Source organism: Halobellus rarus, assembly GCF_024494595.1.
Lineage (GTDB): Archaea > Halobacteriota > Halobacteria > Halobacteriales > Haloferacaceae > Haloquadratum > Haloquadratum rarum.
Genome location: NZ_JANHDI010000010.1, coordinates 130496 through 143411, shown reverse-complemented (window position 1 = coordinate 143411; position 12916 = coordinate 130496). Strand labels below are relative to the sequence as shown.

At 65.9% G+C, this 12916-nt stretch carries 11 protein-coding genes and 1 tRNA gene; 5 read left to right on the top strand and 7 right to left on the bottom strand.

Annotation, left to right across the window (positions count from 1 at the left end; all coding sequences use genetic code 11):
* Positions 1–729: 729 nt before the first annotated feature.
* From phnE (NO876_RS12875) to phnD, 4 genes are read right to left on the bottom strand one after another with little or no spacing between them, the layout of a single operon-like run.
* Entirely contained in the window at positions 730–1521 is a 792-nt protein-coding gene (gene phnE / locus NO876_RS12875) for a phosphonate ABC transporter, permease protein PhnE (RefSeq protein WP_256422069.1), read from the bottom strand.
* Complete coding sequence (phnE, locus tag NO876_RS12870; RefSeq protein ID WP_256422068.1) at positions 1518–2330, bottom strand: phosphonate ABC transporter, permease protein PhnE; 813 nt, start codon at positions 2328–2330, stop codon at positions 1518–1520. The genes phnE (NO876_RS12875) and phnE (NO876_RS12870) overlap by 4 nt, the downstream gene beginning before the upstream one ends.
* Before the next feature lie 2 nt (positions 2331–2332).
* Entirely contained in the window at positions 2333–3163 is an 831-nt protein-coding gene (phnC, locus tag NO876_RS12865) for a phosphonate ABC transporter ATP-binding protein (protein ID WP_256422067.1), read from the bottom strand.
* Between the two features lie 50 nt (positions 3164–3213).
* Positions 3214–4431 carry a phosphate/phosphite/phosphonate ABC transporter substrate-binding protein gene (gene phnD / locus NO876_RS12860; protein ID WP_345780756.1) on the bottom strand — a complete coding sequence of 406 codons (1218 nt, stop codon included), beginning with the start codon at positions 4429–4431 and terminating at the stop codon, positions 3214–3216.
* A 505-nt stretch (positions 4432–4936) separates the two neighbouring features.
* Here phnD and NO876_RS12855 point away from each other — a divergent pair.
* From NO876_RS12855 to NO876_RS12835, 5 genes are all read left to right on the top strand, one after another.
* A complete protein-coding gene (locus NO876_RS12855) occupies positions 4937–5608 on the top strand; it encodes an HAD hydrolase family protein (RefSeq protein ID WP_256422065.1) in 672 nt (223 codons plus the stop codon).
* A 22-nt stretch (positions 5609–5630) separates the two neighbouring features.
* Positions 5631–6470, top strand: a complete 840-nt coding sequence (locus NO876_RS12850) for a DUF8054 domain-containing protein (RefSeq protein WP_256422064.1) — start codon at positions 5631–5633, stop codon at positions 6468–6470.
* Positions 6471–6580: 110 nt separating this feature from the next.
* The gene (locus NO876_RS12845) at positions 6581–6793 is read left to right on the top strand and encodes a hypothetical protein (protein ID WP_256422063.1); all 213 of its coding nucleotides are present in this window, start codon (positions 6581–6583) and stop codon (positions 6791–6793) included.
* Between the two features lie 106 nt (positions 6794–6899).
* A complete protein-coding gene (locus NO876_RS12840; protein WP_256422062.1) occupies positions 6900–8513 on the top strand; it encodes a hypothetical protein in 1614 nt (537 codons plus the stop codon).
* Positions 8514–8654: 141 nt separating this feature from the next.
* Positions 8655–11540, top strand: a complete 2886-nt coding sequence (locus NO876_RS12835) for a PAS domain S-box protein (protein WP_256422061.1) — start codon at positions 8655–8657, stop codon at positions 11538–11540.
* Positions 11541–11547: 7 nt separating this feature from the next.
* Here NO876_RS12835 and NO876_RS12830 read toward each other — a convergent pair whose 3' ends face one another.
* The 3 genes from NO876_RS12830 to NO876_RS12820 form a co-directional block, all read right to left on the bottom strand.
* Positions 11548–11997: a DUF6653 family protein gene (locus NO876_RS12830; protein WP_256422060.1), complete on the bottom strand. Its 450-nt coding sequence runs from the start codon at positions 11995–11997 to the stop codon at positions 11548–11550.
* Positions 11998–12146: 149 nt separating this feature from the next.
* A tRNA-Arg gene (locus tag NO876_RS12825) sits at positions 12147–12219 on the bottom strand.
* Between the two features lie 70 nt (positions 12220–12289).
* Entirely contained in the window at positions 12290–12877 is a 588-nt protein-coding gene (locus NO876_RS12820) for a 2Fe-2S iron-sulfur cluster-binding protein (protein ID WP_256422059.1), read from the bottom strand.
* Between the last annotated feature and the right edge of the window lie 39 nt (positions 12878–12916).

The following is a 12916-nucleotide window of genomic DNA, read 5'->3' as shown; positions in this document are numbered from 1 at the left end:
ATCGAGGTTTAAAGGAAATATTCACCGCCTCTGGCGAGTCATCCCCGGCGGCCGTTGCTCCCCCGTTTCGACATATCGAACAATACGCGAATTTCACGCTCCGAACGGCACAATTTGTTCTATATAGTCGGCCTACGTTCGAACCGGGAGACAACAGCCACGTCGGAGCGGACCGAGGCAATTCAACGACTGTCCCGTCTCTCCGATCACCGCGCATCGCCGATCGTGCGCCTGTTGGGAATTCGTCGATGTTAGGGTCCGAAACCCCTGAAATAGACCGCCGACAGCACGTGGTGCCTGATCCAGCGATACACTTCGGTACCGCCAGCGAGTGAGATCTTCGAGCGCGGAGCGATTCGTCTCTTCACCTGGGACTCCCCGATCCACATACTGACACGGATCTGATTAGATTTGGAACGGTTCGGGGCCCGATCGCGTCGTCGCCATCCGGGTAGTGCCCGATATCGGGGAGCCACCGCGACAGTCGGAGTACCGACTCGGCGTTCCGGTGCGATCGAGCGGTCTCGGATCTCCAGCGTTTCGGGGTTCGAATTCTCCGCGTCGCCGTCGGAAGCGTGTACGCGACCGATCCCACGACGGCGCGCGGTCACGTGATTGGTTCTGTCGGCCGTACGTCTGTGAGGCATCTCGCGGCTGGGTCGTGCATACCCCGTTATCAAAACCGACCCGACGAGGCACGTGCGCTGGACCGAAACGGAGGAACGCGGCTCAGCGGACCTTCCGGCGCAGGTACGCCGAGACGACCTCGCTGAAGACGACGATGATGAGGATCGCCAAGAGGATCGTGAGGACCTGCTGCCACGCGAAGAAGTTGATCGACGTGTTCAGTTCGACGCCGATGCCGCCGGCGCCGACGAAGCCGATGATCGTCGAGGCGCGGACGTTGATGTCCCACCGGTAGGTGGAGACGCCGATGAGGGCGGGCTTGACCTGCGGAACGATGCCGTAGATCGCGGCCTCGATCGAGTTCGCGCCCGTCGCCTGGATCGCTTCGACCTGACCGGGGTCGATCTCCTCGATGGCCTCCGCGATCAGTTTCGAACAGAAACCGATCGAGCGGACCGCGATGGCGAGCGTCCCCGCCAGCGCGCCCGATCCGAAGATGATGACGAAGACCAGCGCCCAGATGATCACGTTCACCGACCGCGAGGCGGAGATTATGAACTTCCCCAGGACGAACGTGAACCGGTTCGGCGTCGTGTTCTCCGCGCCGATCAGCGCGACCGGAATCGACATCAGGACCGCCAGCGCCGTTCCGAGAATCGCGATGTGGATCGTCTCGATCATCGGCGAGATGATCTCGCCGGTGTACCCGACGTTCGGCGGGTACATCCGGTTGATCAGGTCCATGAACTCCGTCGGAGCGGTCCCGAGGTAGCTGTAGTTGATCTGCAACAGTTGCCAGGATACCGCGGCCGCGACCAGTACGATCAGCATCAGGATGTACCGGCCGATCCGCTGTCTCGGCGTCCGCCGCTCCCAGGTCTGGTAGTCTGTCATTGTATCCGCCCCCTGATGTACGTACTGATCAGCTCACCGACCATGACGATCGCGATGATCGCGATGATGATCGTCAGGAAGAAGTCGTAGTCGTACTGGTCGAAGGAGTTCAGCAGCGTCGCGCCGATGCCGCCGGCGCCGACGATACCGACGATCGTGCTGTGGCGGATGTTGATGTCCCAGCGGTAGATCGTCAGCCCGATGATCCGCGGCATCACCTGGGGGATGACCCCGAAGAGCATCGTCTGCACGCGGTTCGCGCCGGTGGCCTCGGTCGCTTCCATCTGTCCGCTGTCGATGTCTTCGATCTCCTCGGCGAGCAGTTTCGCGAAGAAGCCGACCGTCTTGTACGAGAGCGCGATCACGCCGGCGAGCGCGCCGATCCCGACCGCCTTGACGGCGATGATCGCGATGATGAGTTCGTGGAACGACCGCGAGACCGTGATGATCCCTCTGCCGGTCCAGTACACCGGCTTCGGTGCGATGTTCTCGGCGGCCATGAACGCCACCGGGATCGAGATGATGACGCCGACGATCGTCGCGATGACCGACATCGCGAGGCTCTCGACGAGTCCCTCGATCAGCAGTTCGTTCTTGAACTGCGTGGTGTACTCCGGCGGGACCATTCCTTCGACCAGCCCGACGGCGGCGTTCCAGCCGTCCATTATCCGGGCCGGTGAGATCCGCATATTCCAGGCGCTCCACAGCAGGAACACCGTGATGACCACGTAGACCGCCCACTTCACGTAGTGGTTGTAGAACGCCGTCGGGCGCCTCCACGTCCGCTGTTCCGGTTGTTCTGTCGCCATAGCTAGCCCCGCCTGATTTGACCTTCTTCCTGCGAGGACTCTCCGGGGGTCCCGGCCTCCGCTACCTTCCCTGTCGGGCCCGCACCCTCCGGAATTTCCTCGCCGCGGTAGATCTGGCCGCGGGCGGTCTCGTCGAGATCGTCCGGTCCTCCCTCGAAGACCTTCTGACCGTCGCGCAGTCCGACGATTCGGCCGGCGTACTCCTCTGCGAGGTCGACCTCGTGGATGTTGATCAACACCGGGATGTCGTCTTCGGCGGCGATCTCTGTGAGGAGGTCCATCACCGCCCGCGAGGACTCGGGGTCGAGGCTGCTCGTCGGTTCGTCGACGAGCAGGATCTTCGGCCGCTGGAGGATCGCCCGCGCGATGCCGACGCGCTGACGCTGCCCGCCGGAGAGTTCGTCGGCCCGGTTGTTCTCGTGGCCTCCGAGTCCGACGCGGTCTAGGACCTCGTACGCGCGTTCGATGTCGTCGCCGGCGAACTTCCGCCGGAACGCGTCCCAGGTGCTCACGTATCCGAGTCGTCCGGAGAGGACGTTCTCCATGACGGTGAGCCGCTCGATGAGGTTGTACTCCTGGAAGATCATCCCCATATCGCGGCGTGCGTTCCGGAGCTCTTTGCCCGAGAGCCCCGTTATTTCGAGCCCGTCGAGTTCGACGCTCCCGCCGGTCGGTTCAGTGAGTCGGTTCACGCATCGAATGAACGTACTCTTCCCGGCTCCGCTGGGGCCGATCATCGCTACCGTCTCGCTACCTGTCACGTCGAGCGAGACGCCTTTGAGGGCCTCGTCACCCGAAGGGTACGTCTTCTGTAAGTCAGTTACTGAGAGCATATCTACGATAATGTTGTTGGACTAAACGAGTGAGCGGGGAGAACCGCCGATTACTCCGAGAGGTTGCCCGTCTCGTACTCGACGTCGAGCGATTCCTGGATTTGGAGGATGATGTCCCACACGGTCGCGTAGTCGATTTCGACCCAGGTACCCCGGCCTTCGAACTCCTCGGCGATCGAGGTGCCCTGGTAGTCGTAATCGATGAACGCCTTCCGGACGCCCTCCTGGATGTCCGGGTGGAGCGTGTTGACGTACGAGAACGCCGTCGTCGGGAACGGATCGGAGGCCCAGATGCACTTGAGCTGGGTCGGATCAATCTGATCGTCGCGAATGACGCGGGCGATACAGGTCGAACAGACCGGCGCGGCCTCGTAGTCGTCGTTGGCGACGCCGAGGGAGCTCTGCTGGTGACCGCCGGAGTAGCTGACTTCGTAGTCCTCCTCGGGGACGACGCCCTCGTTGGCGAACAGCGCGCGCGGCGCGAGGTTCCCGGAGTTCGACGAGGGGTCGGCGTGAGCGACGTTCTGCATCGGCTCGCCCTTGAGGTCCTCGAGCGAGCCGATGTCGGGGTTGTCGACCTGCGTGATCAGCCAGAGGCGGTAGCCGAACGAGCCGTTCTCGCCGCTGCCGTCGATCTGCACGCTGAACGGCACCGCGTCGGCGATGTTCACCGCGTACGGGACCGCACCCGTCGAGAAGCCGGCCAGGTGAAGCCGCTCGGAACGCATCGCCTCGACCTGCGCGGCGTAGGAGTCCAGTGAGGCGTAGTTGACTGTCTTACCGGTCTCCTCTTCGATGTTGTCCAGCAGCGGGCGGAGCGTTTCCTCGTAGACCGTCGGGTCTTCCGTCGGCGTCAGCGAGAACTCGAGGGTGTCGGGGTCGAGCCACTCGCTCTCGTCGTCGGGAGTCTCGGCCACCGGCTGTCCGTAGCGCGGTTCGTCCCGGGGATTCTCCTGCATCCGCTCTAGATCCGACATCGCGCCGGTCTCGAAGCCGGCGTCGAGCAGCGTGCTGGTCAGCTGCGGGAACTCGGGGCTCGAGGGGTCGAACTCCGGATACGTCGAGGGGTCGGTGTGAGCCGGCGCGTCGGAACCGCCGTCGTCGCCGTCGCCGCCGGAGTCACCGCTCGAATCCCCGCCGCTGTCGCCGCTGCCTCCGGAATCTCCGCCCGAGTCGCCGCCGCTTCCGCCGCTGCTACATCCCGCGACGCCCGCGAGCGTCGCAGCACCAATGCCACTGACAAACTTTCGTCGATCCACCTGACGCATAGTGCGAGAATCGATAGTGAAAAAACTTAACTCTTTGGTTACTATCTACACCTGGAGTGAAAATAAAAATGTCACCAAAGACGATGATCGCCCTCGGAAGGAACGATCCACCGCCGTCGTCGACCCGAGGCCGTAACGGGGTACAGCGGCGGGCTGGTGGTCGATCGTTGCTCCGATACCGCGGCCCCATCCAGCACGATCACCGGCGGATGCCGACGCCCGCCCGTCGCCGTCTTTATCGGTACTGGGCCTCGTACACCGCCCACAGCAGAATGAGTCCGAACGAGTTCGTCCGGGGGAGACGCATTCCTCGGACCCCCAGGAAACCGATTCGACATTCCACGCGACCGATGCACCCCCGTCAGATCACGCCCACGTACGGGACGTCTCGAATCCCGACGACGCCCTCCGATTTCGTGGGGCGGCGGGCACGCTCGACTGTGGGGTCGACGGCGCATCGCACGCTCGAACGACCACGATGCGCTTCGCTTCCCATCGGAAACCGATGAGCCGCCCGATCGCAATCGACATCGACGGCACGATGACGAGGTCGGCGGGCGGGATCGACGAGCGCCTGTTCGGCCCGCTCCGGGAGTGGGAGGAGCCGGTCGTCTTAGCGACCGGGAAATCGTTCGCCTACCCCGTCGCGCTCTGTACGTTCCTGGGGATCCCCGAACGGGTGATCGCCGAGAACGGCGGCGTCATCCTCGTCGACGGCGACCTCACCGTCGCGGGTGATTCGACGGCGGCGCGAGAGGTCGCCGGACGCCTCCGCGAAGCAGGATATCCACCGGGCTGGCCCGAACCTGATATGCACAACCGCTGGCGGGAGACGGAGCTCTCGGTGACGCGGTCGGTGCCGCTGGAACTCCTCGACGATCTCGCGACCGAGTACGGACAGACCATCGTCGATTCCGGGTACGCATACCACGTCAAGTCGTCGTCGGTGAGCAAAGCGACCGGCCTGCGCCGCGCCTGCGAACTGCTGGACCGAGACCCCGAGGAGTTCGTCGCGATCGGCGACTCGGCGAACGACGCGGAACTGTTCGACGCCGTCGGCCGCTCCTACGCCGTCGCCAACGCCGACGAGACCGCCGCTTCGCGGGCGGACGTCAGGACCGAGGGCTCCTTCGCCGACGGCGTGCTCGAAGCGCTTGCGGAGGTATCGGAGAAATGAGGGCGGTCCTGCCCGCCGATCGATGACCGCACTCCCCCGACTCCGTCGGCCCGAACACACCGGCGACGGCCGCTGTTGGCCCTGCACGGTGGTCAACGTGGTCGTCCTGGCCGTGCTCACCGGCGTCGTCGCGCTGGTGGCCACCCCGCTCGCCGACGGCGTCGCGCTAGTGGCTCCCGCGCTCGTCGCGTTCGTCGGCCTCGTCGCGATCTGGTTCCGCGGCTATCTGATCCCGTACACGCCCCGGTTCGCGCCGCGTCTCGTGGCGCGGCTCCCGGGCGACTACTTCGCGCACACTGCCCCCTCGGAGACGCTCGGTGACCTCGATGGGGCCGACGGCAACGGGACTGACGGTGTCGACGGGGACGACGTCCTCCGCGAACTCGTCGCGGTCGGCGTCGTCGACGTCGATGGCGAACACCTCGAACCGACCGAGGCGTTCGCGTCGGCGTGGCGGCGCGAGATGGACGCGCTCGCGGCGGACTCGGACGATCGACTCGTCGACGCCGTCCGCGACGCGTTGGCCCGCGTCGAGTCGGCGCGCGTCGAGCGGACCGGCTCGGAGACGTTCCTCGTCGTCACCGGCGTCGACGGGTCGACGACGTGGCTCCGCCGACCGGTCGCGGTCGCGGAGGTCGCCGCGGCCCGCGCGCTCGCCGAAACCGACCTTCGGCCCGAAATCCGAGGCCTGGCCGCGCACGCTCTCTGTGCGTTCCTCGAGACCTGCCCGATCTGCGACGCCGACGTCGTCGAGACCACGCCGGAGGACTGTTGCGGGCACACGCTCTCCGGAACCACGGACGATCGTTCGAACGTCCTGGCGTGTGAGACGTGCGGCGTCGTTTTCTACGAGTTTCGGTGAACTCCGTGTGCTCGGTCCCCGGGCACCCGCCGTCGTTCGAGCGTGCGATTGGGACGAATTCTTGTGTCGATGAGCGTCACTTTTACCCCACCGGTTCCGAACCGACACTGATGACTTCCGACACCTCGGAGACGATCAAATCGCTTCTGGAAAGCGCCATCGAACAGACGGACGACGAGGAGGTCCACTACAAACTCCGCACGGCGATGCAACTGCTCGACGTCGTCCGCGTTCGCAACGAACAGCTCAGCGACACGCTGTCGGCGGTCGAACTCGACGAGGACCTCGAATCCCGACTCGAAGAGCTCGGCTACCTCGAATAGCGGTCCGTCGCCGTCTCTCGCCGGCGTCGTGACGTCGTCTCCCGCTCCCGGAGCGCTCGTTCCTGTGAGTCAAAATTGATGGCCCTGACCGGTCAACGCCAGGGCGATGGCTCCCGGGTTCGGTTCGTCGGCCCTGCGTTCGCCGAACGTCTGGATCGGCGGCGCGGCGGTCTCCGACCTGTTGGCTCGACTCCCCGAAGACGTTCTCGTCCCGCTCGTCTCGCTCCTCGGAGGTACTGTCGGTCCGGAGTCCGTCGCCGCGGCGACGACCTGGCTGCTGTTCGCGACGGTCTTCTACACGTTCACGCCGCTCGTGTACACGTACCTCGACTGGCTGCAATCCGAGGCGCGCGGGTTCCGAGCGGTCTTCACCGCGTCGGCGGTGAGCGCCGGACTCCTCTTCGAGTACGTCGAGGGCGTTCGACTCACGGCCGGCATCGCCGTGCTGATGATCGCGAGCGCGGCCGCGATGCTGTGGTATCTGAGCCGGGTCCGCGGGTGGTCGTTGTTCGACCCGGAAGGGAACGGCGTCGAGGTCCTTCAACTCGTCTCGCCCCACCGCGACGTCTCAGAGGAGCTTCGGGCGGATTTCGCCCGCGAGGGACTCGTCGGCGTCGCCGGGCGCGTGGCGTACCTCGCCGCCGTCGGCATCCTCCTGACCTTCCCGGTGTTTCTCTCGGGCGTCATCTCGCAACTGTTCGTCTACGCGTACCCCCTCCCGGACCTGCTCTTTCTCGGCTGGGCCGTCGTCGCGGCCGTCTCGCCCCGGCTGACGATCGGGCCGAGTCGGGGACAGGTGCTGGACGTCGAGTTCGACCTCGAGCGATATCTGCTCGATTCGCTGGAGAACGTCTCCCGGAGCGTCCAGGGGCTCTTTCTGACGACGTTCGTCGTGCTCGGCGCGTTCGTCGCGACGGGGTACCTCTTCTTCGCCGTGACGCTGGGATCGCAGATGGCGAGACCGTCTCTCGCGCTCCTCGGTGGATCGATCCTCGAACTCGGCCTCGACGCGTGGGTGACGGTCTGGGGGCTCTCGGGGCTGGTCGCGATGCTGGGGTTCGCCGGGACGTTCTTCCTCTGGCTGTGGGTCCGCGAACTCCAGCGACTGCCGCACTTCCTCGACGCCTGGGAGGGTCGAGAGACGACCGAGGGCGCGCCGATCGCGCGCCCCGCCGGGTTCGTCGCGCTGCCGCTGTTCGCGGTCCTCGCGTCGGCCGCGTACGTCTTCGCCGTCTCCGCTCCGGGTACGTCGCCGGTCGAGTACGCGTTCGCGCTCTGCTGGCCGCTGGTTCTCGGCCTCGGCTGGTGGGTCGCCAACCGCTCGCGGGAGCCGCAGCCGCTGACGCACGAGAACCTCTGGATCGCCGTCGGCCTGTACGTCGAGACCGTGTCGGTGTGGTTCCTGTCCCGAGCGATCACCGTCGCGACCGCGAGCGGATCGCCGTCGGTGGGGGCGATTTTCGCAGCGCTGAACCTCCCGGTCGTCCTGGGGTTCATCACCGCGTTCCCGACGCTTCTCCCCTACGTGTCCAGATACGAGGACCGCGACGTCGAGGGCCGAAGCTACGCCCTCGTCTGGTTCCTGATCGCAGTCGCGGTCCTCGCGGCCCTCACCTCTCAAATCGCGACGAATCCGGTCCGCTTCCAGTTGCGACTGCTCGCCGGTGCGGCCTCCCTCGGGAGCGTCGCGCTGGCGCTCGTTCGGCGGCACGATCTCTGAGAATCCGCTCTGAAGTGAACGCGGTCCGGCAGTCTCTCGCTTCGTGAGGTCCGCTGGCGTCGCCCCGGTCAGTTCGCCCCCCGCACGATGACGACCGCTTAAGTTTCCCCCGTGCGAGGCTGTCCCAACGAGCATGCAGGTATGACCGACACGCCCGATACGATCGACGTCCTCCACGTCGACGACGACCCGGATTTCACGGAGTTGACGGCGACGTTCCTCGAACGCGTCGACGCCCGGATCGCGGTTCGAGCCGCGCGCGACGCGGACGCGGGACTGGACGTCCTCGCCGACCACGACGTCGACTGTCTCGTCTCGGACTACGATATGCCGGGACCCGACGGCATCGAATTCCTCGAAGCCGTCCGCGAGGACTACCCGGAACTGCCGTTCATCCTCTATACGGGAAAAGGGTCCGAGGAGGTCGCCAGCGACGCCATCTCCGCCGGCGTGACCGACTACCTCCAGAAGGGGACGGGGTCCGAACAGTACGAACTGCTCGCGAACCGGATCGTCAACGCCGTCGACGCGCACCAGTCACACCGACTCCTGACCGAACGGACCCGTCGCCTGGAGACGCTCATCGACAACCTCCCGGGGATGGTCTATCGCTGTCGGAACGCGCCCGCGTGGCCGATGGAGACCGTCGAGGGCGAAGTCGAGGCGCTCTCCGGCTACGCGGCCGTCGAGCTAGAACGCAACGAGGTACAGTGGGGCGAGGACGTCGTCCACCCCGACGACCGCGAGCAGGTGTGGGAGACCGTCCAGGACGCGCTCGCGGGCGACGGCACGTTCGAGGCCACCTACCGGATCGTCACCGACGACGGCGCGATCAGGTGGGTGTGGGAACGGGGACGCAGCGTTCGCCGCGACGAGTCGGTGGTCGCACTCGAGGGGTTCATCACCGACGTCACCGAGCGAAAGGAGCGCGAAGAGCGGCTCGAGCGGACCACGGCCCGTCTCGAAGCGCTGTTCGAGAACTCGCCGGATATGATCGACGTCCACACCGACGAGGGGACGATCACCGACGTGAACCGGCGGTTCTGTGAGGCGTTCGATCGATCCCGGGGAGAACTGATCGGACAGAAGGTGTGGGACGTCGACCAGGAGAGCGACCCCGAGGAACTCCGCGAAACCTGGGACGGAATGGACGTCGGCGAGCGCCACGAGGTCGAGACGGCGTTCAGACGCGCCGACGGCGAGCGCTTCCCGGTGAAGGTTCACCTCACTCGACTCCCCACCGACGACGGGGAGGGTCGGTTCATCGTCATCTCTCGGGACATCAGCCGGCGGAAGGCGCGAGAACGGGCGCTCCGGCGCTACGAACAGATGGTCAACATGATGCAGGAGGCCGCCTGCATCTACGACGAGGAGGGTCGCTTCGACCTCGTGAACGAGCGGATGGCCGAACTCTACGGGACGACCCCGGACGCGCTCGAAGGCGAGCCGAGCACGCTGATCGAAACGATCAGAGACGAGGCGGACGGCGATCCGTACCGCGATCTCCTCGACGGCGACCGCGAGGAACTCCGCGGCGAGATCGAAACGCCGATCGCCGAGTACGGTCCCGGCGTGCTCGAGTACCGGCTCACTCCGCTCGTCGCGGACGGCTCCGTCGAGGGCGTCGTCGGCGTGACCCGCGACATCACCGACCGGCGCGCTCGCGAGCGCGAGTTCGAGCGGATGCGCGAACTGCTCGAACGGACCGAGCGCATCGCCGACGTGGGCGGTTGGGAACTCGACCCCGACACGATGGAGGTGTTCTGGACCGACCAGCTCTACGAGCTGTTCGGCGTCGATCGCGACACGGACCTCTCCCTGGAGGTCGCCCTCGACGCCTACCACGAGGCGGATCGTCAGATCGTCGCCGACGCCGTCGAGACGGCGCTCGATAGCGGCGATCCCTTCGACGTCGAGGTCCGGTGCCGCGGCTCGACCGACGAGACCCGCTGGCTCCGCGTGCAGGGCGTGCCGACGGTCGAAGACGGCGACGTCGTGACGCTCCGCGGTGCCGTCCAGGACGTCACCGAGCAGCGGGAGCGCGAGCGGCAACTCCAGCGGGCCCGCGAGGACGCCTCGGAGCTCTTCAACGGGATGAACGACTCGGCGTGGGTTATCGGCCTCGACGAACGGTTCCACGCTGTCAACGACGCGGCGGTGGAGACCCTCGGCTACTCGCGATCGGAACTGCTCTCGATGCGACCCCACGACATCGACGTCGGGCTCGAAGACGGCGAGATCACGGCGCTCATCGAAGATATGCCGGAGGACGGGATGCAGGTCTTCGAGACCGCTCACGAGACGGCCGACGGCGAGCGGATACCCGTCGAAATCAACTCCAGTCTGATCACGTACCAGGCTGAGAGGGCGGTACTGAGCATCGCTCGCGACATCTCCGACCGCAAGCAGCGCGAGCAGCAGATGGCCGAATTCGCGTCTGTCGTCAGCCACGACCTCCGCAACCCGCTCAACGTCGCGGAGGGGCGACTCCAACTCGCCCGCGAGGAGTGCGACAGCGAACACCTCGAAGCCGTCGAGCGGATGCACGACCGAATGAATACCCTGATCAACGATCTGCTCACGCTCGCGCGCAACGGGACCAGCGTGATCGAGCGCGAGTCGGTCGAGCTAGACCGGTTCCTCGGGACCTGCTGGAAGAACGTCGCGACCGCGGACGCGACGCTTCGCTCCGGGATCGAGCGAACGATCAGCGGCGACCGCAGCCGCCTGCAGCAACTCTTCGAGAACCTGTTCCGGAACGCCGTCGAACACGGCGGCGAGGACGTGACGGTCGTCGTCGGCGAACTCGACGACGGGTTTTACGTCGAAGACGACGGGCCGGGAATCCCGCCCGACAGCCGCCCGGACGTGTTCGAGATGGGCTACTCGACCGCCGACGAGGGGACGGGGTTCGGGCTGAACATCGTCGAGCGCGTCGTCGAGGAACACGGGTGGGAGATCAGTCTCACCGAGGGCTCGGAGGGCGGTGCGCGGTTCGAGATCCGGGGCGTCGAGTTCGGGCGGTGATCAGCCCTCATCGCCGCTCGGCCGCTTCCGTTGCAGCGTCGTACCGTCCGACCAGCACGCGAAGCCACCAGAACTTCAGCCCGATCGAGGCGACGGTCCCGACGGCGGCCCCGACGGGCCGCCGTCGATACGCGGCGTACAGCGCGTAGCAGAAGCCGAGCGCGCCGACGGCGTTGCAGACGTTCGGGTAGTCGAGGCCGACGGTCGAGCGCTCCTCCTCGCGGATCCACCACTGCTCCGCCAGGACCGCCCGGGTCATCCACGCGTCGTCGGTCTCCGGCGGACCGAACAGGACCGGATTGAGGACCGTCCAGACGAGCGCGGCGAGCAGCAGTCGCCAGTCGCGACGATAGAGCGCGTAGACGAGAATCGGGCCGGTGGGGACGCGCGTCCAACCGCTTTTCGGATTCGAGTGGCGACTCCAGAGCGCCGTTTCGCCCCGCTTTCGGAGGGACATACCCAAAATCGGTTTCGAGAGGACATATACGTTCCCGCATTGACCGGGACTGGCGTGACGCCGAAGATCGAACGGACCCGACGGGACTCCCACGAGCCGGGCGAGTGGGAGGTCGTCGGGGGAGTGAGGACGAGCGAAGCGAGGCCGAACGGACCCGACGGGATTTGAACCCGCGACATCCTGGTCCGGAACCAGGGACTCTGTCCACTGAGCTACGGGCCCTCGGACCGAGGTAGACCTGCCGGTGATTTAACCGTTGTGAACGGGAAGGAACGTCGAAAAACCGATGGTCTCAGGGCGCTTCGCCCGTCTCGATCGTGAAGTCCGCGCGGGGGTAGGCGACGCAGGTGAGCGTGTAGCCCTCGTCGAGTTCACCGTCGTCGAGCATCTGTTGATTGTCGTGGACGACGTAGTCCTCGGAGTTGCCGCCGGAGGTGATCTGCCCGGCACAGGAAACGCACTGCCCCTGCCGGCAGGCGTACGGGAGATCCCAGCCCTCCTCTTCGCCCTGTTCGAGTACCGTCTCGTTGTTCGCGAGTTCGATCGTCTCGCCCTGCTTGACGAACTCGACCTCGAAGTACTCGATCTCGTCCTCGGGGATGTCGGCGGGACTCGACTCGTCGGTCTCGCCGCCCTCTTCGAGTTCTGCGCCCTCCTCGCCGCCGGCGACCGCCCCCGCGGGAGCGGCACCGCCGCCGATGGAGCGGTTCATCGGTTCGGGGAAGTCGGTCTCCGGCACGGCGCTCGCCCGCTGTTCGAGCACCTCCTGGGAGATGTCTCCGGTGGGGGACCACCCGGTGCCACGCGCGTAGTGCAGCGACACCGCGAGGAGCGTCAGGGTCACCCCGAGACCCAGCCCCACGAGGTTGATTTCGACCATATCGGCGGCTACGGAGTCGGGGGTTAAGGAAATTGTGAT